Here is a 23,468-nt window from a genome sequence, read left to right as displayed (position 1 = left end):
ACGTGGCCAAGAACAGCGAAGCAACTCCCAAGAAGACGCCCTGGTACAAACTGCTGTGGCAGGCGTACACCTTCACCAAGTCCCGCGACAAGGTCGTAGGGTGGCTGGTGCCAGTCACCGTCGTGGCCGTGACGGGCATCGGCGTCGGCGTCGGCTTCCTGCTACACAACCCCTGGTTCTGGGGGTTCCTGGCGTTCCCCATCTCGCTGATCCTGGCGCTGCTGCTGCTCACGCGCCGCTTCTCCAAGGCGCAGTATGCGGAGATCGAAGACCAGATCGGCGCGTCCCGCGCGGTGCTGCAGCCGCTCAAGCGCGGCTGGTACTTCGGCGAGGAGCCCGTGGCCGTCGACCCGAAGACGCAGGACCTACTCTTCCGCGGTGTGGGTCGTCCCGGCATCGTGCTGATCGGCGAGGCTAGGTCCGGCCGTATCCAGAAACTCGTGGCCGAGGAAAAGCGGCGACTCAGCCGCGCCGCCAAGGACGTGCCCATTACCGTTATCGAGGTGGGAAACCGCGACGGCCAGGTCCCGATTGCGAAGCTCGCGAACACCGTTCGCAAGCTCAAGCCGAAGCTCACGCGCAATGAGGCCGCCGAGGTCGAGCGGCGCCTCTCGGCGCTCGGCGGGGCAAAACTTCCCGTGCCCAAGGGTGTTGACCCCATGCGAGCACGGATCAGTCGGCGCGACATGCGCTGAACGGCATTCGAATGGACGAAGGCGGCGTCCCCTTAATGGGAATGCCGCCTTCGTCTATCGTTCCTCCGCGGTGCGCTGACTGGACTGTCCGTTGCGGCGCTCAGCGGCGGCGCAGCAGCACGGTGCCTGCCGCCTTATCGTGCAGGCCGCGCCCATCGGCATCCCAGACGACCGCGGGTATCACGAGGCAGAGCAGCACGGTCCGCACGAGCGCGGGAACGAATCCGATCCCCGGGCGACGCGGGGTGCCCGCGGAGGCGGCACCAAGGTCCACCAGCCGCACCAGGGTCATGGAGCACAGTCGCTGGCCGAACGTCGCGCCGACGGTCGCGGTGAGGACGAGGTTCTCCACCGCGAACACTCCGAGTGCGCCGAAGGGGGAATCGCCGAAGATCAGATAGGCGATGAGCCACGATGCCCACCAGTCGATGAAGAGTGCGATCACGCGACGGCCGAGCCGCGCGCGGGAACCCGGCCCAGCCGCGGGCAGGTTCAACGAATTCACCGCTTCCCGGTGTTCCTGCCCCGATTCTGGAGCGCCATAGAGCCAGCCCTGAAGATCCTTACGTTTCACGGCTACAACACTAGCCGCCTCGACTCCGGGGACACTTAGACGCAACATCCAGGCGGCGTCCGTAACATGCCGGAAACATTCGGTGCACGCGGGCGAAACTAGCGGCAACTACGTTTGACACTGTTCGCACAACCTACCCCTATTCCTCAACCCAAGGAGTACACGGATGTTCAAGACTGCGGAAGAGGCCATCGCCTTTACGCGGGAACAGGGCGTCGAGTTCGTAGACGTCCGTTTCACCGACCTGCCCGGCATTCAACAGCACTTCAACGTCCCGGCTGAGGAATTCGCCGACATGGCGTTCACAGCTGGTCTCGCGTTCGATGGTTCATCCATCCGCGGTTTCCAGGCGATCAACGAGTCCGACATGAAGCTGATCCCGGACGTCACGACCGCCTACGTCGATCCGTTCCGTCGCCACAAGACGCTGATCGTCAACTTCTCGATCGTTGACCCGTTCACGGATGAGCCCTACTCGCGTGACCCCCGCAACGTAGCCCTTAAGGCTGAGGCGTACCTGAAGTCGACCGGCATCGCCGACACCGCCTTCTTCGCTCCCGAGGCTGAGTTCTACCTGTTCGACGACGTTCGCTTCTCGACGTCGGCTCACGAGTCGTTCTACTCGATCGACTCCGTCGAAGGTGCTTGGAACACGGGCGCTGAGGAGCCGGGCGGAAACCTCGGTTACAAGCCTCGCTTCAAGGGTGGCTACTTCCCGGTCTCCCCCACCGACCACTTCGCGGACATCCGCGACGACATGGTCGCCTCCCTCCAGGACGTGGGCCTCACCCTTGAGCGCGCGCACCACGAGGTCGGCACCGCCGGTCAGCAGGAGATCAACTACCGCTTCAACACCCTGACGGCGGCCGGTGACGACCTGCAGAAGTTCAAGTACGTCATCAAGAACGTCGCTTGGGAGCACGGCAAGTCGGCCACGTTCATGCCGAAGCCGATCTTCGGTGACAACGGTTCGGGTATGCACACCCACCAGTCGCTGTGGAAGAACGGCGAGCCCCTGTTCTACGACGAGTCCGGCTACGGCGGCTTGTCCGACCTCGCCCGCTGGTACATCGGTGGCCTGCTTAAGCACGCGCCCTCGCTGCTGGCCTTCACGAACCCGTCGGTGAACTCGTACCACCGCCTGGTTCCGGGCTACGAGGCTCCGGTGAACCTCGTTTACTCGGCACGCAACCGCTCCGCCTGCATCCGCATCCCCGTGACCGGTACCTCGGCCAAGGCCAAGCGCGTCGAGTTCCGCGTTCCGGACCCGTCGGCCAACCCGTACCTCGCGTTCGCGGCTCAGCTGCTCGCAGGCCTCGACGGAATCAAGAACCGCATCGAGCCGGCCGACCCGATCGACAAGGACCTGTACGAGCTTCCCCCCGAGGAGCACGCACAGATCGCTCAGGTTCCGGGCTCGCTCGAGGCCGTCATCAACAACCTCGAGAAGGACCACGAGTTCCTCACCGAGGGTGGCGTGTTCACCGAGGACCTGATCCAGACCTGGATCGACATCAAGCGCGAAAAGGAGATCGACGCGCTGCGTCTGCGTCCGCACCCGCACGAGTTCGAGCTCTACTACGACGTGTAAGCCTTACGTCGCATAGTGGACCGGCCCCCGCCCGTGGAAACACGGAGCGGGGGCCGGTTTGTCATTGTGCGAAACAGAATTTCCAATTGGCGGCGCGCGTATTCTTTCGGAGACGCCCCCGCTCCCGCACGCGCACGGCGCTACTGGATCAACTTCCCCACGTCTCCAGCTTCAACGTGTTGGGCGATTAGCCGGGATCGAGAAAGAAGCAGGGCGTGGGACCGGCCACGAGGCCGGTTCCACGCCCTGCTCTTTCGGCGGAACGCCGCGAAGCGCTCGTCCTTAGCCGTCCGCCAGGTAGGCCCAGAACCGCTCTCGAAGCTTGAATCGGAGCGGATCCTCCAGATCGTAAACCTCGAGGGTGTCGCTCAGGTCGAGCAGTAGCGCACGGTCGACATCGGACGGGATGGCCGGGCGGCCGGCGATGATGTCACGAAGGTCGGAATCGGTGGCACTTCGCCGAACAGAATCGGCGACCTTTTTGGCGACGGCGTCGATCTGATCGCTGGCGCCCTCCACCTCGATATACGCGCTCGACGGCACGGACTTCGATCCGGTCGAGGAACTGTAGGCGAGCACGGATGTGGGCGGCGGCGCCACCTGCTGAACCCGCGCCGCGATCTCAGCGGGTGAGGGGACGGCACTCTTGGGCCCCGGCTTGTCCACCGGGCGTGGCGTGACCGCCTTACGCGAGACGTTCCGATCTATGGCGGTCTCGTCCACGACCTCCAATTGGTCCGCCGCACGTAGCAGGTGCCGACTGACCGCATGGGGAACGCCGCTCGCATTCGGCACGGCGAGTATCACGACCTGCACGCCCTGGACCTGCGCCTCCTCCACGGCCTCGGTGAGGTCGTCGTCGCCCGAGACGACGTAGAAGATATCAGCGACATGGTTGCGCGCGTGGGTGACCAAATCCAGGCCGATACGCAGATCGACGCCCTTTTGCTGGCCGTCCAATCCGATGCGCCCGAGTCGCAGTTTCACCTTGGGAAGTTCACCGATCAGCCCCTGCCCCCAATCCGGGACGGCGTTCTTCGCGGCGTCGTACCAGTGCACGCGAAGCACAGGCAATCCCGACAGTTCCTCGGCCTGCCGAACCAGATCGTCTATCAGCTTCGGGAACTCCACCTGAATGCCCGCGCGCAGGGACGTTCCCGTCACGCGCACGGCGGCGGACGCCAACAGGTAACCGACATCGATATATAGGGCGCAGTTTGATCGCATACGCGATCTTACCCATGAAGGGATCGCCCGACGAAGAGCCGCCAGCGCGTGGCGCGCCACAAAACTGCGGCGTCGCACCGGCGGCGAAACTCGGGCAACCACAGTGCACAAGCCGCGACGACGCAGAGGATGCACGGCATTCCCGCACCGGCCGGAACCGTGTCCCACCACGCGGTGATAGTGTCCGAGGTAGTGCAATTCAAATCGGTTTAGATCGAGGGACGATCGCACCAGAACTACCCCACGGAACACGCCCTTGCATCCTGTTCAACGCGCCCACAGCGCACTCCCTACCCCCAGTTCCGCGCGCATCAGCGTCGCGGCGTTCGCACAGTTCACCGTCTTCGGTGTCTCCAGTGCATCCTGGCTGTCGCGACTGCCCGCGATCAAGCGGGAATTCGAGCTGAGCGACTCGCAGTTCGGCGCGTATCTGCTCGTCATCTCGCTGGGCGGACTAATCGCACTGTTCATCGTAGGTGGCGTCGTCGCACGGCTAGGCGGGCCGCGATCCGCACGCGCGGCCGCGGTCGTCTACATCCTCGCCATGCTGCTACTCTGCGCGGCGTTGCTGACGACCAATGGCGTACTGCTCCTGCTTGCACTCGCAGCCTGCGGATTCGCGGGAGCCTCGACGAACGTCCCCATGAACCTCGCCGCCTCGGACATAGGCCGACGAGTAGGACGCGAGAACCTCTCCCAATTCCACGCGCTGTACTCCATTGGGGCAGTCCTCGGAGCCGGCATCGGCTCCCTGTCGGCGCGCCTGGAGGTGGCGGCGGCCGCGCAAGTCGCCTCGGTCGGCTTAGCCGCCGGCATCGTGATGTTCTTACTCGCCCCAGCGATGTTCGACAAAGCGGCTAGCGGAGCCGCCGGTGGCGCACAGCGGGGAGCGGGGGGTCCGCTCGCCATGCTCCGCACGTCGCTGCGAGCGTGGCGGGAACCTCGCACCATCAAGATCGGTGCCCTCGTCTTCTTCGGTTCCCTGTCCGAGGGCACTGCGAACGCCTGGCTGGCCATCGCGATCGTGAGCGGGTTCAGCGCGAGCGAGGCAACCGGGGCGCTGGCGCTGAGCGTCTTCACCGCCGCCATGACCATTGGCAGGTTCCTCGGTCCTGTCGTCATCGGCAGTCTGGGCCGGCCGCGAACGGTCATCGTCACCGGCGTCATCGGCGCAACAGGGCTGAGCCTATTCGTGCTCTCTCCCCTCGGACCCGCGATGTGGACCGGCATCGTGCTGTGGGGAATCGGCGCGGCGCTGAGCGGTCCACTCGCGATCGCCGCGGCGGCGGACGATCCCGCGGGCGCCGCATCCCGGCTCGCAGTCGCCAGTTCGTGCGGTTCGGCGGCCGAGATTGCGGCGCCGCCAGCCTTCGGCGCGCTCGCCCAGGCGGTCGGGCCGCGGCACATGCTGCTCGCCGTCGTGCTCGCGATCGGCGCGACGCTCGTTCTCTCTCCGGCAGTCAAGCCGCTCAAGCAGTCCGCGAAATCGGATGGTCCTGACCCAGAGCGCTCGTAGCGACCGATCCGGCGCCTCGCTGGCCAGATTGCGGCGCCCCGTTGCGAAGATGCGCGGGCCCTTCCGCTGCGGACATGCGCGGAGGCTTCCGCCGGAGACATGCGCGGAGCCTCCGGCCGTAACCTGCGGGGCGGCAGGCGCCCACCGACAACGATCGGGGCACCCCGGGCGTCACCGTGCCGGATGCGACGGAGGACTCGTCCTCAAAGCCCGCGCTACTGAGGCTCGATGCCGTAGAACACCCGGTTGATCACCGAGCGAGCCCGCCGCGCGGTGCGCAGATAGTGCTCCTCCAGCTCGTTGCCGTTTCCGCCAAAGCCGATGGTCTGAGCCAGTCCGGTCAGGTCGCGGCGATCGAGCGGCAGGACGTCGAGGGCAGCACCGCTCGTCCGCCCGGACCACAGGGCCAGCCCGGCGCGCAGCCGCGAAGCCAGCAACCAGGCATCCGAAAGTAACTCCACATCCTCGCGCGCGAGAATTCCGGCGTCGTGTGCCGCCTGCAAAGACCGTAGCGTGTGGGTGGTGCGCATCGCTGGCACATCGGCCGCATGCTGCAACTGTAGGAGCTGGGCCGTCCACTCGACGTCCGCCAGCGCGCCGGGACCGAGCTTCAGATGGCGTTGTGGAGCGACACCCCGCGGTAGCCGCTCAGATTCCACGCGCGCCTTGATCCGGCGGATCTCGCGTACCTGCCCCGCGTCGATGCCGCCTTCGGCGTAGCGGAGCGGATCGATCAGCGCGATGAAGCGGTCGCGCAGGCCATCATCGCCCGCGTTTGCCCGGGCGCGTAGCAGTGCCTGCCGCTCCCAGGTCTCCGCCCACCGGTCGTAGTACTCGGTGTAGGACGCGAAGGACCGCACCAGCGGGCCGTTACGCCCCTCCGGGCGAAGGTCGGCGTCGACCTGCAGGGACGGCTCCCGACCCGGCGCAACCAGTAGGGCGCGGATCCGCTGGGCGATGTGCTTGGCGAACTCGTTCGCGTCCGCATCGGAAGCACCGCCGGTAGGCTCGTACACGAACATGACGTCGGCGTCGGAGCCGTAGCCCATCTCCAGCCCGCCCAGGCGGCCCATCGCAATGATCGCGAAGGTCGCCGGCGCGGGGCGACCCGCCCACACCCCTTCGAGTTCGGCCGTGCGCAGCGCGATGCGAAGCGCGCCCTGCAGCGCCATGTCGGTCACGCGCGCGATCGCTCCCTGCGCCGTGGGCGGGTCAACGACGCCCAGCAGTTCACCCGCCGCGGTGCGCGCGAGTTCGCGGCGACGAATGGCGCGCAGCGAGTCGATCGCCTTGTCCTCGGCATCGGCGCGATGCAGCACCGCGTCGATCTCGCCATCGAGTCGCTGCCACGCCAGTGGTTGTAGGGCATCGTCATCGGCGAGCCAGTGCACGGTCTCCGGGGAACGGGACAACTGGTCGGCCATGTACTGCGAGTTCGACAGCACCTTGGCGAGGCGGACGGCCGCCGACGGCGAGTCACGCAGCAGCTTCAGGTACCAGTGGGCGGAGCCAAGCTCGTCCGACAGCCGACGGAACGCCAGCAGGCCGCGGTCGGGGTCGGCGCCCTCGGCGAACCAGCCGAGCATGACGGGCAGGAGCTGGCGCTGAATCGACGCGCGGCGGCTGATTCCCTCGGTGAGCGCCTCGATGTGCCGCATGGCGCCCTTGGGGTCCCGGTAGCCGATGGCGCCGAGCCGTTCTCTCGCGGCCTCCGGGCTGAGCGCGGCCTCATCCGCCGAGAGCTGGGCGACGGCGGGCAGCAGCGGGCGGTAGAAGAGTTCCTCGTGGAGCGAACGCACCTCGCGGCGAGTGGCGAGCCAGCGCTGCTGCAGCCCTTCGGCGCCCTCCTGGCGCAGCCCGGCCGCGCGCGCGAGTTTGCGTAGGTCCGACTCGGAGGTCGGCATGAGGTGCGTGCGGCGCAGGCGGGCGAGCTGAATGCGGTGCTCCAGCACTCGCAGGAACCGATAGCAGACCGACAGCTGGCTCGCGTCGGCGCGGCCGACGTAACCGCCTGCCGAGAGTGCGGCGAGCGCCGTGAGCGTGTTCCCGCTGCGAATCGCCCCGTCCGCGCGGCCGTGCACCAACTGGAGAAGTTGGAGGGTGAACTCCACGTCGCGCAGGCCACCCTTGCCGAGTTTGATCTGGCGATCGGCCTCCTGCGGCGGAACGTGGTCCTCGACGCGGCGGCGCATGGCGCGTGCGTCCTCGACGAAGTTCTCCCGCGTGACGGCCCGCCACACCATCGGCTGAAGCGCGTCGCGATACGCCTGACCCAACTCGGCATCGCCCGCGACCGGGCGAGCCTTCAGCAGCGCCTGGAACTCCCACGTCTTGGCCCACCGCTCGTAGTAGGCGACGTGCGAGGACAGGGTTCGCACCAGCGGCCCTTGCTTTCCCTCGGGGCGCAGGGCGGCATCGACGGGCCACAGCGGCGATTCACCTGACGAGCCAGCGCACGCGTGGGCGACTGCGGACGCAAGCTTGGTCCCCACCTGGATCGCGCTCTCCTCGTCGGCGCCGTCGGCTGGCTCGACGACGTAGATGACGTCCACGTCGGAGACGTAGTTGAGTTCACGCCCACCCGTCTTGCCCATCCCGATGATGGCGAGCCGCGCCTCGGCTCCGCCGCCGGGGAGGGTGGCGCGCGCTATCGCGAGGGACGCTTCGAGCGCGGCTGCGGCCAGGTCGGCAAGGGCGGCGGCGACCGCGGGCATCAGCGACAGCGGCTGCTCGGACGTGAGATCCGCGGCCGCGATGCGGGTCAGGCGAAGGCGGTAGGCGCGTCGCATCGCGTCGATTGTGGACGAGTCCCCCGCCGTCGCCACGGGCACATCCGCCTCGGGGTCCGCCCCGACCGCCCCGAGCAACTCGGCGCGCACCTCGCGGGCGTCGGCGCCGATGGCGAGCTCGTGGGACGCCAGTGCGACGAGCATCTGCTGGGGCCTGCGCACGAGGTCGTCCGCGAGCGGGCCGCTGCCCCCAGCGATGACGCAGACGCGGGCGCGGGCGGACTCGTCCTGCGAGACCGTATCCCACACCGCGCGCGCACCCGCATCCGACTCGAGCGCCTCCGCGAGCCGGATGAGGGTAAGCAGGCCGTCGTCCGGACTCGCCGCGGAGTTAAGCGCCTCGAGCCACAGCTCCGCCGTCTCCGGCGAACCGAATAGCCGCTGAAGCGTGGCGTCGTGCCACAGGCCCTCGGCCCGGGCGGTGTCGTCAAATCCCGCGCGACGTAGTTTCCTGGAGAGCGATAGTTCCCGCGCCATCGATCAGAGCGTTGTGAGCAGTCGCTGAAGTTCGAACGGCGTCACCTGCGCGCGATAGTCCGTCCACTCCTGTCGCTTGTTGCGCAGGAAGTACTCGAACACGTGCTCTCCCAGCGTTTCGGCGACGAGCTCGGAGTTCTCCATGATGTTCAGTGAATTGCCGAGCGAGGTCGGTAGCGGCCTGAAGCCCAGGGCGCCGCGCTCGGCATTCGTCAGTTCGGCGACATCGTCCTCGGTCGGGTCGACGAGGTCGTATTCCTCCTCGATGCCCTTGAGCCCCGCGGTCAGCAGCAGCGCGAAGGCCAGGTAGGGGTTGGCCGCCGAGTCGATCGCCCGGTATTCGATCCTGGACGAGTTACCCTTGCCCGGCTTGTACATCGGCACGCGCACGAGGGCGGAGCGGTTGTTGTGACCCCACGAGACGTAACTCGGCGCCTCGGCGCCGCCCCACAGCCGCTTGTACGAGTTGACGTACTGGTTGGTGACCGCGGTGATCTCCGCTGCGTGGTGCAGTATCCCTGAGATGAAGTGGCGCGCGGTGCGCGAGAGCTCGAAGCGTGAACCCGCCTCATGGAACGCGTTCCGGTCGCCCTCGAACAGTGACAGGTGCGTGTGCATGCCCGAACCCGGGTGCGCCGCCATGGGCTTGGGCATGAAGGACGCGAACAGGTTGTGCTCGATGGCGACCTCCTTGATGACGGTGCGGAAGGTCATCAGGTTGTCCGCGGTCGTGAGGGCGTCGGCGTAGCGCAGGTCGATCTCGTTCTGGCCCGGCCCGGCCTCGTGGTGAGAGAACTCCACGGAGATGCCCATCGATTCGAGCATCGTGATCGCCGCGCGGCGGAAGTCGTGTCCCGCTGCGCGGGCCACGTGATCGAAGTAGCCGCCCTGGTCCACGGGAACCGGCGGCTTGTCGGCGGACACCGGCTGCTCGAAGAGGTAGAACTCGACCTCGGGGTGGGTGTAGAACGTGAAGCCCATCTCAGCGGCCTTGGCGAGGGCGCGCTTGAGGACGTTGCGCGAGTCCGCGAGCGACGGCTCGCCGTCGGGGGTCAGGATGTCGCAGAACATGCGCGCGGTCCCCTGGCTTTCGCCGCGCCACGGCAGCATCTGGAACGTCGTGGGGTCGGGGCGCGCGATCATGTCCGCCTCGTACACGCGCGTCAGGCCCTCGATCGCCGACCCGTCGAATCCGATGCCCTCGGCGAACGCCGATTCGAGTTCCGCCGGGGCGATGGCGACCGACTTCAGCATTCCGAGCACGTCGGTGAACCACAGCCTGATGAAGCGGACGTCTCGCTCCTCAATAGTGCGAAGTACGAACTCCTGCTGCCTGTCCATGTACCTATCCTGCCTGATCCTGACCGGCGTGTGACAACACACGTCCCGGTCCGCCCACGTGGCGCGCCTCGCCACCGACTCCACCTTATAGGCCGCAGGTAAAACGCACGCGAAGACTCACTCGAGTCGGTGCTGGCCCATCCGGCGGTGGCTCTCGGCACCGGTGTGCGATCCGACATCGATGCTCGTGACCGTCGTCAGCAGGAAGACGCTGTCTTCCATGGCCAGGACCCCGTGCCTATCGTGCGTCAGGAGGGTGAGCTGCCCCGCCCGAACCTCATCGAGCGTGTACTCCGAACTGATCTGAATTCGGCCCTCGATCACCTGAATGGTGGCGGCGGGCGGCGAGTTGTGGTCGGCGAGGCGCGAACCCGCAGTCAGTGCAATGATCGACTGCCGAAGCGGACCATCGTGCAGCAGAACTTCGGCACTGCGGCCCATCGCGGATTTCCGTGCCGCATCAAGGTGCAGCGACGCTACTCGGGGCAACTGGGCCATGGGGACCTCCTGGTGACCGGACACGTGGTGCCGCGCGCCTCGTTGCGCGTATCACGAGCCTACTAGTGCCCCACCTCGTTGCCTCGCTGAAGGGAGGGCGGGAGTGTCTGGACGGTCTCGGGGTAGTCCTGCTCGGCAACGTCTCAGCAGCCGCCGCGGCTCGGTAGGCTGGTGACATGGCACCTTTGCGCATCGCGCTCGCACAGATCGACACGACCGTGGGCGATGTGAGCGCCAACGCCGCCGCCATCATCGAGGCGGCACGTAAGTCCGCGAGCGCCGGCGCCGAGCTCGTGGTCTTCCCCGAGATGACCATCACCGGCTATCCCATCGAGGATCTCGCGCTGCGCGCTTCGTTCCGGCGCGGCGCAGCGAGCGCTGTGGAATCACTCGCCGCCGATCTGCTCGAGGCGGGCCTTGGCGAACTCGTCGTCATCATCGGCACCATCGGCCCGGAACGGGCCAACCCGGATGCGCCGAACCGCCTTCCCACCAACCGCGCCGTCGCGCTCCAGGGTGGCGCGATCATCGCTGAGTACGACAAGCACCACCTGCCCAACTACGGGGTCTTCGACGAGTTCCGTATCTTCGCCGCAGGGAATGAAACGACGGTGGTGGACATCAAGGGCCGCCGGCTCGGCCTGGCGATCTGCGAGGACATCTGGCAGAACGGTGGCCCGGTCGAGGCGCTCGCGGACGCCGACCTGGATGCCCTGATCGTCCTCAACGGCTCCCCGTACGAGCAGGGCAAAGGGCATATCCGCACCGAGCTCGCCGCCCGCCGCGCGGCACAGGTCGGCGCGCCGGTGGTCTATGTCAACCTCGTGGGCGGGCAGGACGATCTGGTCTTCGACGGCAACTCGTTTGTCGTGGCACCCGATGGCGAGGTGCTCGCCCGGCTCCCCCAGTTCGTGGAGCACCTCGGCACCTGGGAACTCGCGGACCGCGGGGAACCTCCGCACACGGCTCGCGTCTTCGCCGAGCTGACGGAGGCCGAGGAGGTCTACCGGGCGGCGACTCTGGGTCTGCGCGACTACATCCGGAAGAACGGCTTCGCCTCCGTGGTGCTCGGCCTATCGGGCGGAATCGACTCCGCGCTGGTTGCGGTCATGGCGGCCGATGCCATCGGCGGCTCCGGAGTCGTCGGCGTCTCCATGCCATCGGTGTACTCGTCCCAGCACTCCAAGGACGATGCCTCCGATCTGGCGCAACGACTCGGCGCCGACTACCGGGTCGTGCCCATCGAACCGATCGTGACCGCGTTCCACGGGCAAATCGCCCTGGACGGAGTAGCCGCCGAGAATCTGCAGGCCAGGGTCCGTGGCATGATCCTGATGGGGCTCTCCAACCAGGAGGGCCACCTCACGCTCGCCACCGGCAACAAGTCCGAGCTCGCCACCGGCTACTCGACGATCTACGGCGACGCGGTCGGCGGGTACGCGCCGTTGAAAGACATCGACAAATCACTCGTGTGGGAGCTCGCCCGGTGGCGCAACAATCACGCCATCGACCGGGGCGAAATACCGCCCATCCCCGAATCATCGATCACCAAACCGCCCTCGGCGGAGTTGCGCCCCGGCCAGGTCGATCAGGATTCGCTCCCGCCGTATTCGCTTTTGGACGAGGTGCTCGACGCCTACATCGAGCACGCCGAGGGCAGGCGGGAACTACTGGCCCGCGGCTACGACGAGGCAATCGTCGACAAGGTCGTGAGCCTCGTGGATCGCGCGGAGTGGAAGCGCCGCCAGTATCCCCTCGGCCCCAAGGTCACGGCCCTGGCGTTCGGACGCGATCGCCGCCTGCCCATCACCTCGCGCTGGCGCGAACCGAAATGACGCGACGCCCTGCCAGGGCCGATCGCACCGGAATCCGAAGAAGGCTGAAAGATGAATGACACCCCCGCACCCGTCAAGCGCGTTCGCGTACACCACCTGGCGCAGGCGAAGCACGAGGGCCGACGCATCACGATGCTGACCGCCTACGACTCGATCACTGCCCGCATTTTCGATGCGGCCGGCGTCGATGCGCTCCTGGTCGGCGATTCTCTGGGCGATAACGTCCTGGGACACGCGAACACGATCCCGGTCACCCTCGACGAGATGATCCCGCCCGCCCGAGCCGTCGTCCGCGCGGCCAAGCGCGCATTCGTGATCGTGGACCTCCCGTTCGGCTCGTACGAGGACTCCGCGACCCGCGCCTTCGAGTCCGCCGTGCGCGTCATGAAGGAGACCGGGGCCGATGCGGTCAAGATCGAGGGCGGGCGGCGGATAGCCGAGCAGGTGCATACGCTCACGCAGGCTGGCATACCGGTCATCGGACACCTCGGCTTCACGCCGCAGTCGGAGAACCGATTCGGCGGAAAGCGCGTCCAGGGGCGCGGCGCGGGCGCGCAGGAGCTGCTCGCGGACGCGCTTGCGCTACAGGGGGCTGGTGCCGCGGCGATAGTCCTCGAAATGGTCCCGGCTCCGCTCGCCGAGCAGGTCACTGCCCAGCTCGAAGTCCCCACGATCGGCATCGGAGCGGGCGCGGCGTGCGATGGTCAGGTTCTCGTATGGACGGATATGGCCGGCATGGGCGAGTGGTCGCCGCGATTCGCCCGCCGCTTCGCCGAAATCGGCAAGGCTCTAGGCGACGCAGCCAGCGACTACATCGATGCTGTGCGCGACGGCTCGTTCCCGGCTCCTGAGCACGGTTACCAGAGCTAGCGAACGAGCTGGCCCAGGGGCGAAGGGGCTGGCGCGGGTGCGAAAGGGCTGTCGCAGTGGTGAAAGGGACGGGCTTGGCGGCGTGCGCGGCCGAGTCCGCCGTGATGGGTGTCGCGGCTGGTTCCTCAGCGGCGCGGATCAGTCATCGTCTTCGTCGCCCCAGCGGGCGTCGTCCTCGTCCCACTTCTGAGTGCGCTTGCGGGCCGTGTCGAATGCGTTGCGCGCGGCTTCCTCAGTCGGATACGGTCCCATTCGGTGCGTCCACGAGGACACCTGTCCGTGTTCGACTTCGCCGGTCAAGGTGTTGAAGTAGTACTCATCGGCGGTGGTGGGACACATATCGACTCCTCGTCCGTTGGAATGCCCCCATCATTCCACCCCCAACGCCGCTTGCACCAGTGGAGATGCGCACTCCCGCCCAGGGACCGTGCCCGGAAGGCGTAGGGCTGGCATCGGACGCGCCGCGCCGGATTCCCGCGCATGGGTTGTGTTGCGCCAACGGCGACGAATGACCCTTCGGGAGGACAAACACTGGAGTTCCCTAGGACTATGTGAGCGGGAGTGACAGCGCTCCCAAATCGTGTCTCATTTGCCGCTTTCGCGTGACTTCTGAAGTTACACCGATGGGTCGGCGCGGACGCCTATTGGAGAGAAACCCAATTGGGCGAACCAGGGCCACCCGGTCGCGCGCCCCAAAAGCGGAACGCGCGAGGCGAAAGCGCAGGCCCCCGTGCCGGGCGCCGGGCCCGTGATGGACCCCCTCGGCGATCACGGCAACGCAACCTCCCAACGGCGCGTTGCCGTGGCCTGGACTGCCGCTGGCATCTCGTAGACTTTGAATTATGCCGCCATCCCTGCTGGGCAATCGCACCGCTGTGACCCCTGGAGAAATCGGACCAGCGCGTACCGTCCCCGCCTCGATCGAACGACCCGAGTACGTGGGGCGGCCGCGTCCGCGCCTCTACGAGGGCCCCGACGTCGTCGACCCGGACACGATCGAGCGCATTCGCATCTCGAGCAGGATCGCGGCGCGGGCCCTCGCTGTAGTAGGAGAGGCCGTGCGCCCCGGCGTTACGACGGATGAGCTCGACCGCATCGGTCACGAGTTCCTCTGCGACCACGGAGCCTATCCGTCGACTCTCGGCTATCGAGGTTTCCCCAAATCGCTGTGCACCTCGATTAATGAGGTCATCTGCCACGGCATTCCCGACTCCACGACGCTGACGGAAGGCGACATCGTAAATGTCGACATCACGGCGTACAAGAACGGAGTGCACGGCGATAACAACGCGACCTTCGCGGTCGGCGAAGTCTCCGAAGAGGCTTCGCTCCTAATCGAGCGAACCCGCGAGGCGACGATGCGGGGAATCAAGGCCGTCGCCCCTGGCCGGGAGGTCAACGTCATCGGTCGAGTGATCGAGAAGTACGCAAAACGTTTCGGGTACTCGTCTGTCCACGACTACACGGGACACGGCGTCGGCGAAGCGTTTCACTCGGGGCTCGTCATTCCGCATTACGATGCGGCACCGGAATATTCCACGGTAATTGTGCCTGGCATGGTCTTCACTATTGAGCCTATGCTTACCCTTGGCGTCGATGCGTGGGAACTCTGGGATGACGGATGGACGGTCGTCACCAAGGACCGCGCTCTCACGGCGCAATTCGAACACACCATTGTTGTTACAGATTCCGGAGCGGAGATCCTGACGCTGCCATGAGCACCCACACTTCACATTCGCCGGCCATCCCCCCGACCACCGTTGCACTCGGTATCGACATAGGCGGCACCGGCATCAAGGGCGCTCCCGTAGACCTGGCCAGCGGTGACCTCCTGGCTGATCGCCACCGCATACCGACGCCGGAGAACTCCACGCCCCAGGCAGTCGGTTCGGTGATCGCCGAGCTGGTAGACCATTTCGATCTCCCCCCGGAAGCGCCGGTCGGCGTAGCTTTCCCGGCGCCGATCCGGCACGGCGTCATCAAGTTCATCGCCAACCTCGACAAGTCGTGGAAGGGCGTCAACCTCGAGGACGTCGTCTCCCAGGCCGTGGGCCGTAGCGTCTCCGTGCTGAACGATGCGGATGCGGCCGGCTATGGCGAGGCGCTATACGGCGCGGCCAAGGACGAGGATGGGACGATCCTGGTGCTCACCCTCGGCACCGGCATCGGCTCTGCGCTGATCATGAACGACGTGCTGGTCCCCAACACCGAATTCGGGCACCTGGAGATGAACGGCGGCGACTCCGAGAAGGAGGCCTCGGCGGTCTCGCGCGAACGCAACGGCCTGGATTGGGACGAGTGGGCCACCGGCCCTCTGCAGCAGTACTTCTCCATGGTGGACATGCTCCTGTCCCCCGATTTGATCGTGGTCGGGGGTGGCGTCTCCAAGGCTCACGAGAAGTGGCTGCCGCTGCTGCGCGACATCTCGTGCCCGATCATCCCCGCCGCGCTACGCAACAATGCGGGCATCGCCGGCGCAGCGGCCTGGGCCGCCGGGCACATCTCCTGACGCGCTTCCCCACTTCTTGCCCGCTGCGACTACACTGTCAGGGCGGATGAGTTGACTGGGCGGCCGCGACGGGCCTCGGCCCGCCGAGGAACGTCCGGGCTCCACAGGGCACGGTGGTGGGTAACGCCCACCCGGGGTGACCCGCGGGCAAGTGCCACAGAGAGTAGACCGCTGCCGGAGTTCGCTTCGGCAGTAAGGGTGAAAGGGTGGTGTAAGAGACCACCAGCGCACTGGGTGACCAGTGCGGCTAGGTAAACCCCACCGGGAGCAAGATCAGACAGGATGCGTATCAAGGCGGCTCGCCTGAGCATCCGGGTAGATCGCTCGAGGGCGCCGGCAACGACGCCCCTAGATGGATGGTCGCCTCCCACCGACCGGCAACGGTCGGTGGAGACAGAACCCGGCGTATAGGTCAACTCATCCGCACCCCCTGCCTCAGGCTGGCGAGCCTGCGATCCTGCCGCGCCCCCCGACCCGAGCGTCCTGGTGTGCTCGCAGGCGTTCGCGCATCCTTTAACTCTTTGACGCCTTCATTACACTACCTAAACGCTTCGGCGCGTGGAAGCGTGCTTCATGCCCGCCTAACTTTGCGTGGAGTTGCCGAATAATGAGACACATGCCCACTTCTCACCCTTTTTCCAGCAACGAGTGTCAAGGTTAGGTCATGAACACACCGAAGACGGGCCGTGGGCATGACAGGGTGGCGGTCACCGAGACGACTCGCACAGCCGCGAGCCTGGAGACTCAGCTACTCCACACGAGCAGCACAGCGTCCGCAACCCCGAGCGGGTCAGGAAGCATCACTCTTTCCGACGAGGGTCAGGCGCGACTCGTCCGGCTCTCCGGCGACATCAACGTCACGCTCCGTGAGCAGGCAAGCGCGGTCCTCCTGCAGGTTGCCATGTCGACGTATCCGCTCATCATCGAGATGCAGGACGTCACCGGCATCGATGAGACCGGCATCGCTTTCGTCTATCAACTCGCCGCCGTCGAGGACGAGGGCCATCAGCCGATCATTCTGCGCGGAGCGCCCACGACAGTCCTCGCAACGCTCGGTGATCTCGGGATCATCGACAAGTTCGTCATCGCTTAGCCAACCTCAATAGGGCCTCGCGCGCCCCGGTACGACTCCGGACTCGGGTACCACCGCGACAGTGGGCTACCGTGGTTCGGTGCTCATCCTGCTCCCGCCCTCCGAGACCAAGGCGGTTCCCGAATCCGGCGCGCGGCTCGAACTGTCATCCCTGGCAGTCCCCGAACTCACCGCGCCCCGCCGCAAGGTCATGGCGGCGCTGGCCAATGCGTCGAAGCGACGCGATGCCCCCGAGGTGCTCAAGGTGAGCCCGAACCTTACGGCGCAGATCCGCGCCAACCTCGACCTAGCAACCGCGGCAACCGCGACGAGCCGCGACATCTATACCGGCGTCCTGTTCGATGCCGCCAGGCTCCCGGTGGTGTTGCCCGCGGGCCTGGACATCCTGGTCTTCTCCGGCTTGTGGGGCATCACCCGTCCGGGTGATCGCATTCCGCCGTATCGGCTATCGGGTGGCGTGAACCTGCCCGGAATCGGTCCGCTGGGCCGGTGGTGGAACGGGCACCTCGCGGCGCTGGACTCGGCGGTGACTGACGGCGAAATCGTCATCGACTGCCGCTCGCACTCCTACGGGGCGATGTGGAGCCCGCCCGCCGGCGCGCTGTGGGTGGAGATCCGGGTAGTCCGCGAGACACCATCGGGGCGCTCGGTCGTGACCCACCACGCGAAGTATTTGCGCGGGGTGCTGACCGGCGCGCTGGCTCGCTCCGGTGGTCCGCTCCCGGGCAGTGTGGACGAGCTCTGCGATGCCGCTGCCAGCGCCGGGATCCACGTCGGCCGACTGCCCACTGGAGAACTCGTCCACAATGTCGAATTCGAGTGGACAACCGAATCGCGGGGTCGTCTAACCTACGTGCTCGCCAAGTAGGGAGTGCTAGGAGTCGAGCGGGCGGACGAGGATGCGCCCGCACTCCTCGCAGTGGACCACGGCATCCGGGGCGGCGGCATTGATGTGGCTTAGGTCCACGGGACCGAGCTGAATACGGCAGCCGCTGCACATGCGCCCCTCGAGCCGCGCCGCGCCGAGGCCGCCGAGTTGATCGCGCAGTTTCTCGTACTCGATCATCAGGCTGGCATCGATGCCCTCGATGGCACCGCGACGATCGACCGCGACCTGCTTGCGCTCAGCGTCGATCTCGGCGACCTCTTGGTCGCGCACGGCAACGGCGGCAACCCGCTCGGCGTCCAATGCAGAGCGCTGCTGTTCGAGTTCGGCGAGGACTGCCTCGTGGCCCTCAAGGGTCTCCATCGCCTCGAGCTCGATCTCCTCGAGTTTGGCTTGCCGCGCCGCCAGTGATTCGATCTCCGAGAGGAGCGCCTGGGCATCCTTGGGGGTAACGGCACCCCCGTCGAGCAGGCCCTGGTCGCGGGCGGAGCGGTCCCGCACCTGGGCGACGTCGGCCTCCGCCTTGGTGAGCGCCGCACGGGAATCCGAGACCTCGGTGCGCGCCGCGACCAGGCTTCGCTCCAGCTCCGCAAGTTGCGCATCGAGCGCGGCGATCTGCTTGTGGACCGGAAGCGTTCGGCGACGGTGGAAGAGCTGTTGCGCTCTGGTGTCGAGTGCCTGAACGCCCAGGAGTGCCTGCTGGTCGGCCACAGGTGCAGTTGCCATCGTTGGTGCCTTTCGTCGCGTGTGAACAGACTACCCGGTGGTCACCGAGGGAAAGTGCGCGGTCCAGGGGTCTGTGGACTCTCGCGCGATGCGAACCTCCAGCCGGGCACTTGGGATCGCGGTCAGTTTTTGCGCAAGATCGTCCAGCCACACCGATTCGCTGGCGAAGTGCGCCGTGTCGACGAGGAAGGGACGACCGTCGCCCAGCATTGCCTCCTCGCGCGCCTCGGATACGGGGTGGTGGCGCAGGTCCGACGTCAGGTACACGTCGGCGCCGGCAGCGCGCGCTGCGCCGATCATGGAATCGCCCGATCCACCCACGACCGCCACTCGTTCCACGACTGCGTCCAAGTCGCCGGCCACGCGAATGCCCTGCGCTGTGGCGGGCAGGACCCGGGCCGCGTGCTCGGCGAACTCGCGCAGCGACATGGGCGATGGCAGGCGTCCCATGCGACCGAGCCCGAGGTCGCTGGGTTCGCTGGCTAGTTCGGTGACCTCGTAGGCGGGTTCCTCGTACGGATGCGCGGCGCGCAGCGCTGTTGTGACCGCGGCCCGCGCGGAGCGGGGCGCCACCATTTCGAGGCGGTGCTCGCGCACGGTCGTCTTCTGCCCCGGCTCGCCGATGGTCGGGTTGGCGTCCTTCGACGCGGTGAAGGTGCCCTCCCCCTCGGTGCGCCAGGCGCAGGACGAGTATTCCCCGATCCGCCCGGCGCCCGCCGCGGACATGGCCGCCTGTATGCCGTCGGTGGCATCCAGCGGCGAGAAGACGACGTACTTATCGCGCGGCGGCTGCTGGGCCGCGGCAAGCGGGGTCGAATCGATCAGCCCGAGTCGCTTGGTGAGCGCGTGAGCGACGCCGTCGGCGGCGCGATCCGCGTTCGTGTGCGCATTGAAGAGGGCGCATTGCGCTGCGATCAGGCGGTGGACGATGGCTCCCTTGAAGGTCTCGGTGCTGAGCTGATGCACGGGCTTCAGGAACAGGGGGTGATGCGTGATGATCAGGTCTGCGGACCAGTCAGAGGCCTCGTCCACAACTGACCGAACCGGGTCGAGCGCGAGGAGGATTCTGCGCACGGGCCGGTCGGGATCCCCGACGATCAAGCCCACGGAATCCCAGGGTTCCGCCAGCGCCCGCGGGAACCATTCGTCCAGGCGTGCAATGACGTCGCTCAACCGCATTTCGCTCACGTATCCGACCTTAGTGCAGGCGGCGCTTTGACGTGTGCGCGCAAGAGAGCAAAATGATGGGATGGATCCGGAGCGAACTGATAGTGACGAAGTCGCTGCCGCCAAACGGATCGCCTGGTCGGTTGCCCTCGCTACGAGTGCATACGGCGTCGGATTCGGCGCGCTTGCCGTTGCCGCCGGACTGAATGTGTGGCAGACGTGCGTCCTGAGCGCCGTGATGTTCACCGGCGGGTCGCAGTTCGCATTCATCGGCGTGGTCGCTGGTGGTGGGCTCGGCGCGCTACCGGCGGCGGTCGCGTCCGCTTCTCTGCTGGGGGCTCGCAATGTGGCATACGCGATCCGGATGAAGCCCGTCGTGGGCGGGCGCTGGCCGCTCACGCTCGCCGCCGCGCAGGTCACTATCGACGAGTCCGTCGCAGTCTCGCTCGCGCAGAGGTCACCGCGAGCGCGCAAGACAGGATTCTGGCTCACGGGAATCGGCGTGTTCCTGGGGTGGAACCTGACTACGCTCATCGGCGCGCTGATCGGCGATGTGCTTGGCGGCACCGACAGGTACGGGCTCGACGCCGCGGCGGCCGCCGCCTTCCTGGGGTTGCTGTGGCCTCGCCTGCGCGAGCGGCAGGCCATCGCGGTCGGTGTCGCGGCCGCTGTTATCGCCACGTGCCTGACGCCCGTGATGACTCCAGGGCTTCCCGTGCTCGTTGCCGCCGTCGTCGCGATCATCGTGGGCTGGTGGAACTGGTTTGGAACCTCTGGGATGCCGGGGCGGACTGGCGGCCTGCCGTCTTCTGGGGGCGCGGATGGCTCCCCAGGCTCGGGTGTTCTCCCTTCCTGGCCCGACCCGGAGGCGCGCCCGTGACACTCTGGCACGCCATCATCATCGCTTCGCTCATCTGCGCCGCTCTCAAACTGGCGGGCTACCTGGTCCCCCGGCGAATGCTGGACGACCCGCGGGCGTCGCGCATCACCGATCTGCTCACGGTGGCGCTGCTGGCGGCGCTCGTGGCCGTGCAGACCCTCGGCGACGGGCAATCCGTCGTTGTTGACGCGCGCGTGCCCGCGGTCGGGGTCGCCGCCGTCATGCTGTGGTTCAAGGCCCCGTTCCTCGCCGTGGTCGTGGCTGCCGCTCTGACCGCCGCGCTCCTGCGGGCCGTGGGATGGGCGTCCTGACGCGGTGTGCGCGATTTTCCGGCGGCCCAGGTGAGCATGTACTCTAGGTAGGCCTTGTTGCAAGGGCCTATAGCTCAGTTGGCTAGAGCGCCACGTTTACACCGTGGATGTCGGGGGTTCGAGTCCCTCTGGGCCCACCCCACGCACAAGGCTCGAACCCTTGCCAACGGAAGCGCTGGCCGAGGTTCGGGCCTTGTTCCTCGTCCCCGATCTCACCACCGGGCGGAATCGTCATGACGACGATCTGGGCGTGTTCGCCGGTCCACAGCACCTTCCGGAAGTCCGGATTGTCCCGGGCGACGTCCGCAATAGTAAAGTGCTCGACGTTGTCTCCAAGGGTGAAGTTCTTCTCGGTCATGGCTGATCTCCTCTGCTTCCTGTATGGCTGTCTCTATCTCGCTGTCTGAGTTTTCGTGCTTATCCGTCCTCGGGATGATCCGGAGGCGTGCGGGCCCCAGGGCCCCGGTGCGGATTTGGATGTCAGGCGGTTACCTGCTGTGCCCCTTTCTCCGTGGTCCTCTCGGCCGGTGGCCTCGTGGTCGAACCGCGGCTCTTCCGTAGCAGTCGCATTGCGTTGATGATGACGACCAGTACGGAGGCTTCGTGGACGAGCATGCCGACGGACATGGTCACCCCGCCGGCGAAAACACCGGCCAGCAGCAGCACCACGGTGATCAGGGCGATCGCGATGTTCTGCCGCATCACGGACACGGTCCGCTTGGCCAGACCGATGGCTTCGGGCAGTTTGAGCAGGTTGTCGCCCATCAGGGCGATGTCCGCGGTCTCCACGGCCACGGCTGAACCGGCCGCGCCCATTGCCACGCCGATGTTCGCGGTGGCCAAAGCGGGGGCGTCGTTGACACCGTCCCCGACCATGGCAATCGTGTGGCCCTGGCGTTGCAACTGTGCGACCACGTCCAGCTTGTCTTCGGGGAGCAGGGAGGCGTGGATCTCGTCGATCCCGGTGGCCTTCCCGACGGCTTCGGCCACCAGTCGGGTGTCACCGGTGAGCATGACCACCTTCTCGACCCCGGCTCGGTGGAGCCGGGCGACCATCTCGGCGGCGTCCTGCCGGATCTGATCGGCCACGGCGACGACGCCGATCACCTGGTCGTCGACGGCCACGATCATCGGCGTCTTTCCATCGGAGGCCAGCGTTTCCGCCGCCCGAGCGGCGCTGCCGTCGTCGGGAACGCCGTACTGGTCCAGCAGCGGCGGGTTGCCGATGAGCACCCGTTGGCCGGCAACGTCGGACACGATGCCCTTACCGGGGACCGGGGTGACGGTGACGGGGACCCCCTCGGGGGCCACCCCCTCATCGCGCGCCGTCTGAAGGATGGGACGGGCCAGCGGGTGCTCCGAGCCAGCCTCGGCGGCCGCGGCCCAGCGCAGCACGTCGGCTCGGTCCCGTGCCGAATCCAGGACCACGACATCGGTGAGGACAGGTTGGCCCTCGGTGAGGGTGCCGGTCTTGTCCACGGCGACCGCCGAGATCTTGGCCGAGGTCTCCAGGAACTCGCCGCCCTTGATCAGGATGCCATTACGGGCAGCCCGGCCGATGCCTGCCACGATCGCGACCGGAATGGAGATCACCAGGGCGCCGGGGCAGCCGATGACCAGCAGGGTCAACGCCAGGACCACATCACCAGCGATCAGTCCGGCCGCCAGTGCCAGCACCATGACGGCGGGGGTGTACCAGCGGGAGAAGCGGTCCATGAAGGCCTGGGTGCGGGCCTTGGCGTCCTGGGCCTCCTCCACCCGGTGGATGATGCGGGCCAGGGTGGTATCCGCGCCGATGCCGGTGGCCAGCACTTGCAGGAAGCCGCCGCGGGAGACAGTGCCGGCGAACACCTGGTCACCTTTGGATTTCTCCACCGGGATCGATTCGCCGGTGATGGAGGCCTCATCGATGGCGCCGGAGCCGGAGACGACCTGGCCGTCCACGGGGACCTTCGAGCCGTTCTTGACCAGGACGATCTCGCCCATTCTCACCTGTCCGGCAGGGATCTCCTGTTGTTCACCATCGCGCACAACGACGGCGGAATCCGGGGCGACGGCGACCAGCTCGGCCAGGGCCGAGCGGGTCCTGTTCAGGGTCGCCGCTTCCAGAGCGTGTCCGATGGCGAATAGGAACGTGACCGCCGCGGCCTCCCAGAAGTTGCCGATGATGACCGCGCCGATGGCCGCCACCGACACCAGCAGGTCGATGCCGATGACCTTGGCGATCAGCGCGCGAACCGCCTTGATCACGATCCCGTAGCCGGCGACCACGGCGGCGGCGACCATGAAGGCATCCGCGAGGGTGAAGACCGCGGTGGCATGGGTGGCGTGGGCGCCGGCATCGAGCCACCACTGGGGGCTGATGGTGAGGTTGGCTGCACCCTCGGCCAGCCGTTGAACGGCGAAGGAGATGATGATGAGTACGCCGGACACGACGGGGACCGACCAGTTCCCATAGACCCATTTCTGGAGCCTGTTCACTT

General features: G+C 66.9%; 20 protein-coding genes, 1 tRNA gene, 1 other RNA gene and 1 pseudogene. 13 read left to right on the top strand and 10 right to left on the bottom strand.

Annotated elements, in window-relative coordinates:
- The first annotated feature begins 2 nt into the window (after nucleotides 1–2).
- Entirely contained in the window at nucleotides 3–695 is a 693-nt protein-coding gene (locus FB461_RS03765; protein WP_142119098.1) for a DUF4191 domain-containing protein, read from the top strand.
- A gap of 100 nt (nucleotides 696–795) precedes the next feature.
- Here the strand turns inward: FB461_RS03765 and FB461_RS03760 are convergent, their stop codons facing one another.
- Nucleotides 796–1,269, bottom strand: a complete 474-nt coding sequence (locus tag FB461_RS03760; protein ID WP_246045996.1) for an RDD family protein — start codon at nucleotides 1,267–1,269, stop codon at nucleotides 796–798.
- A 166-nt stretch (nucleotides 1,270–1,435) separates the two neighbouring features.
- Here FB461_RS03760 and glnA (FB461_RS03755) point away from each other — a divergent pair, with 166 nt between their 5' ends.
- Complete coding sequence (gene glnA / locus FB461_RS03755; protein ID WP_142119094.1) at nucleotides 1,436–2,860, top strand: type I glutamate--ammonia ligase; 1,425 nt, start codon at nucleotides 1,436–1,438, stop codon at nucleotides 2,858–2,860.
- Between the two features lie 282 nt (nucleotides 2,861–3,142).
- Here the strand turns inward: glnA (FB461_RS03755) and FB461_RS03750 are convergent, their stop codons facing one another.
- Nucleotides 3,143–4,087, bottom strand: coding sequence for an NYN domain-containing protein (locus tag FB461_RS03750; RefSeq protein ID WP_142119092.1), 945 nt, complete (start codon nucleotides 4,085–4,087; stop codon nucleotides 3,143–3,145).
- A gap of 256 nt (nucleotides 4,088–4,343) precedes the next feature.
- Between FB461_RS03750 and FB461_RS03745 the strand changes: the two genes are divergently transcribed.
- The gene (locus FB461_RS03745; protein WP_142119090.1) at nucleotides 4,344–5,603 is read left to right on the top strand and encodes an MFS transporter; all 1,260 of its coding nucleotides are present in this window, start codon (nucleotides 4,344–4,346) and stop codon (nucleotides 5,601–5,603) included.
- A gap of 215 nt (nucleotides 5,604–5,818) precedes the next feature.
- Here the strand turns inward: FB461_RS03745 and FB461_RS03740 are convergent, their stop codons facing one another.
- The 3 genes from FB461_RS03740 to FB461_RS03730 form a co-directional block, all read right to left on the bottom strand.
- Nucleotides 5,819–8,869: a bifunctional [glutamine synthetase] adenylyltransferase/[glutamine synthetase]-adenylyl-L-tyrosine phosphorylase gene (locus FB461_RS03740; RefSeq protein ID WP_142119088.1), complete on the bottom strand. Its 3,051-nt coding sequence runs from the start codon at nucleotides 8,867–8,869 to the stop codon at nucleotides 5,819–5,821.
- A gap of 3 nt (nucleotides 8,870–8,872) precedes the next feature.
- Nucleotides 8,873–10,210, bottom strand: a complete 1,338-nt coding sequence (gene glnA / locus FB461_RS03735; protein ID WP_142119086.1) for a type I glutamate--ammonia ligase — start codon at nucleotides 10,208–10,210, stop codon at nucleotides 8,873–8,875.
- Nucleotides 10,211–10,327: 117 nt separating this feature from the next.
- Nucleotides 10,328–10,708 (bottom strand): cupin domain-containing protein, encoded by a 381-nt coding sequence (locus tag FB461_RS03730; protein WP_142119084.1) that lies wholly within the window; start codon nucleotides 10,706–10,708, stop codon nucleotides 10,328–10,330.
- Nucleotides 10,709–10,884: 176 nt separating this feature from the next.
- Between FB461_RS03730 and FB461_RS03725 the strand changes: the two genes are divergently transcribed.
- Together FB461_RS03725 and panB are read left to right on the top strand one after the other, a co-directional pair.
- Nucleotides 10,885–12,543 (top strand): NAD+ synthase, encoded by a 1,659-nt coding sequence (locus FB461_RS03725; protein ID WP_142119082.1) that lies wholly within the window; start codon nucleotides 10,885–10,887, stop codon nucleotides 12,541–12,543.
- Between the two features lie 51 nt (nucleotides 12,544–12,594).
- On the top strand, nucleotides 12,595–13,413 hold the full coding sequence (gene panB / locus FB461_RS03720) for a 3-methyl-2-oxobutanoate hydroxymethyltransferase (RefSeq protein WP_142119080.1): 819 nt from the start codon (nucleotides 12,595–12,597) through the stop codon (nucleotides 13,411–13,413).
- Between the two features lie 138 nt (nucleotides 13,414–13,551).
- Here panB and FB461_RS03715 read toward each other — a convergent pair whose 3' ends face one another.
- A complete protein-coding gene (locus FB461_RS03715) occupies nucleotides 13,552–13,752 on the bottom strand; it encodes a hypothetical protein (RefSeq protein ID WP_142119078.1) in 201 nt (66 codons plus the stop codon).
- 503 nt (nucleotides 13,753–14,255) lie between these two features.
- Between FB461_RS03715 and map the strand changes: the two genes are divergently transcribed.
- The 5 genes from map (at nucleotide 14,256) to FB461_RS03690 (ending at nucleotide 17,883) form a co-directional block, all read left to right on the top strand.
- Entirely contained in the window at nucleotides 14,256–15,131 is an 876-nt protein-coding gene (gene map / locus FB461_RS03710) for a type I methionyl aminopeptidase (RefSeq protein WP_142119076.1), read from the top strand.
- Nucleotides 15,128–15,922 (top strand): polyphosphate--glucose phosphotransferase, encoded by a 795-nt coding sequence (ppgK, locus tag FB461_RS03705; RefSeq protein ID WP_142119074.1) that lies wholly within the window; start codon nucleotides 15,128–15,130, stop codon nucleotides 15,920–15,922. The genes map and ppgK overlap by 4 nt, the downstream gene beginning before the upstream one ends.
- Nucleotides 15,923–15,969: 47 nt before the next feature.
- An RNA gene (gene rnpB / locus FB461_RS03700) (RNase P RNA component class A) lies at nucleotides 15,970–16,346 on the top strand.
- A 240-nt stretch (nucleotides 16,347–16,586) separates the two neighbouring features.
- Nucleotides 16,587–17,015: an STAS domain-containing protein gene (locus FB461_RS03695; protein ID WP_142119072.1), complete on the top strand. Its 429-nt coding sequence runs from the start codon at nucleotides 16,587–16,589 to the stop codon at nucleotides 17,013–17,015.
- 79 nt (nucleotides 17,016–17,094) lie between these two features.
- On the top strand, nucleotides 17,095–17,883 hold the full coding sequence (locus tag FB461_RS03690; protein WP_170222598.1) for a YaaA family protein: 789 nt from the start codon (nucleotides 17,095–17,097) through the stop codon (nucleotides 17,881–17,883).
- A 6-nt stretch (nucleotides 17,884–17,889) separates the two neighbouring features.
- Here FB461_RS03690 and FB461_RS03685 read toward each other — a convergent pair whose 3' ends face one another.
- Together FB461_RS03685 and FB461_RS03680 are read right to left on the bottom strand one after the other, a co-directional pair.
- Entirely contained in the window at nucleotides 17,890–18,627 is a 738-nt protein-coding gene (locus tag FB461_RS03685; RefSeq protein ID WP_142119068.1) for a zinc ribbon domain-containing protein, read from the bottom strand.
- 30 nt (nucleotides 18,628–18,657) lie between these two features.
- Nucleotides 18,658–19,806 (bottom strand): Nif3-like dinuclear metal center hexameric protein, encoded by a 1,149-nt coding sequence (locus FB461_RS03680; protein ID WP_211349860.1) that lies wholly within the window; start codon nucleotides 19,804–19,806, stop codon nucleotides 18,658–18,660.
- A 70-nt stretch (nucleotides 19,807–19,876) separates the two neighbouring features.
- Here FB461_RS03680 and FB461_RS03675 point away from each other — a divergent pair, with 70 nt between their 5' ends.
- From FB461_RS03675 to FB461_RS03665, 3 genes are all read left to right on the top strand, one after another.
- Entirely contained in the window at nucleotides 19,877–20,674 is a 798-nt protein-coding gene (locus FB461_RS03675; RefSeq protein ID WP_142119063.1) for an AzlC family ABC transporter permease, read from the top strand.
- Nucleotides 20,671–20,985, top strand: a complete 315-nt coding sequence (locus FB461_RS03670; protein WP_142119061.1) for an AzlD domain-containing protein — start codon at nucleotides 20,671–20,673, stop codon at nucleotides 20,983–20,985. Before FB461_RS03675 ends, FB461_RS03670 begins: the two co-directional genes overlap by 4 nt.
- A gap of 63 nt (nucleotides 20,986–21,048) precedes the next feature.
- A tRNA-Val gene (locus FB461_RS03665) sits at nucleotides 21,049–21,122 on the top strand.
- Between the two features lie 62 nt (nucleotides 21,123–21,184).
- Here FB461_RS03665 and FB461_RS12255 read toward each other — a convergent pair.
- Both FB461_RS12255 and FB461_RS03655 read right to left on the bottom strand, forming a co-directional pair.
- Nucleotides 21,185–21,343 (bottom strand): annotated as a pseudogene (locus FB461_RS12255) (cupin domain-containing protein); the annotation flags it as partial.
- Between the two features lie 122 nt (nucleotides 21,344–21,465).
- Nucleotides 21,466–23,466, bottom strand: coding sequence for a heavy metal translocating P-type ATPase (locus tag FB461_RS03655; protein ID WP_142119058.1), 2,001 nt, complete (start codon nucleotides 23,464–23,466; stop codon nucleotides 21,466–21,468).
- Nucleotides 23,467–23,468 lie beyond the last annotated feature (2 nt).

This window comes from Rarobacter faecitabidus, from assembly GCF_006716265.1.
Classification (GTDB): Bacteria; Actinomycetota; Actinomycetes; order Actinomycetales; family Cellulomonadaceae; genus Rarobacter; species Rarobacter faecitabidus.
The sequence above is the reverse complement of the archived record's forward strand: the minus strand, read 5'-3'. Positions and strand labels throughout refer to the sequence as shown.

Coding starts and splice junctions, on each gene's coding strand:
- FB461_RS03730 (WP_142119084.1), bottom strand. CDS start 10,708: ATGGCCCAGTTGCCCCGAGTAGCGTCGCTGCACCTTGATGCGGCACGG.
- FB461_RS03715 (WP_142119078.1), bottom strand. CDS start 13,752: ATGTGTCCCACCACCGCCGATGAGTACTACTTCAACACCTTGACCGGC.
- map (WP_142119076.1), top strand. CDS start 14,256: ATGCCGCCATCCCTGCTGGGCAATCGCACCGCTGTGACCCCTGGAGAA.
- glnA (WP_142119086.1), bottom strand. CDS start 10,210: ATGGACAGGCAGCAGGAGTTCGTACTTCGCACTATTGAGGAGCGAGAC.
- FB461_RS03725 (WP_142119082.1), top strand. CDS start 10,885: ATGGCACCTTTGCGCATCGCGCTCGCACAGATCGACACGACCGTGGGC.
- panB (WP_142119080.1), top strand. CDS start 12,595: ATGAATGACACCCCCGCACCCGTCAAGCGCGTTCGCGTACACCACCTG.
- ppgK (WP_142119074.1), top strand. CDS start 15,128: ATGAGCACCCACACTTCACATTCGCCGGCCATCCCCCCGACCACCGTT.
- FB461_RS03675 (WP_142119063.1), top strand. CDS start 19,877: ATGGATCCGGAGCGAACTGATAGTGACGAAGTCGCTGCCGCCAAACGG.
- FB461_RS03680 (WP_211349860.1), bottom strand. CDS start 19,806: ATGCGGTTGAGCGACGTCATTGCACGCCTGGACGAATGGTTCCCGCGG.
- FB461_RS03695 (WP_142119072.1), top strand. CDS start 16,587: ATGAACACACCGAAGACGGGCCGTGGGCATGACAGGGTGGCGGTCACC.
- FB461_RS03685 (WP_142119068.1), bottom strand. CDS start 18,627: ATGGCAACTGCACCTGTGGCCGACCAGCAGGCACTCCTGGGCGTTCAG.
- FB461_RS03750 (WP_142119092.1), bottom strand. CDS start 4,087: ATGCGATCAAACTGCGCCCTATATATCGATGTCGGTTACCTGTTGGCG.
- glnA (WP_142119094.1), top strand. CDS start 1,436: ATGTTCAAGACTGCGGAAGAGGCCATCGCCTTTACGCGGGAACAGGGC.
- FB461_RS03740 (WP_142119088.1), bottom strand. CDS start 8,869: ATGGCGCGGGAACTATCGCTCTCCAGGAAACTACGTCGCGCGGGATTT.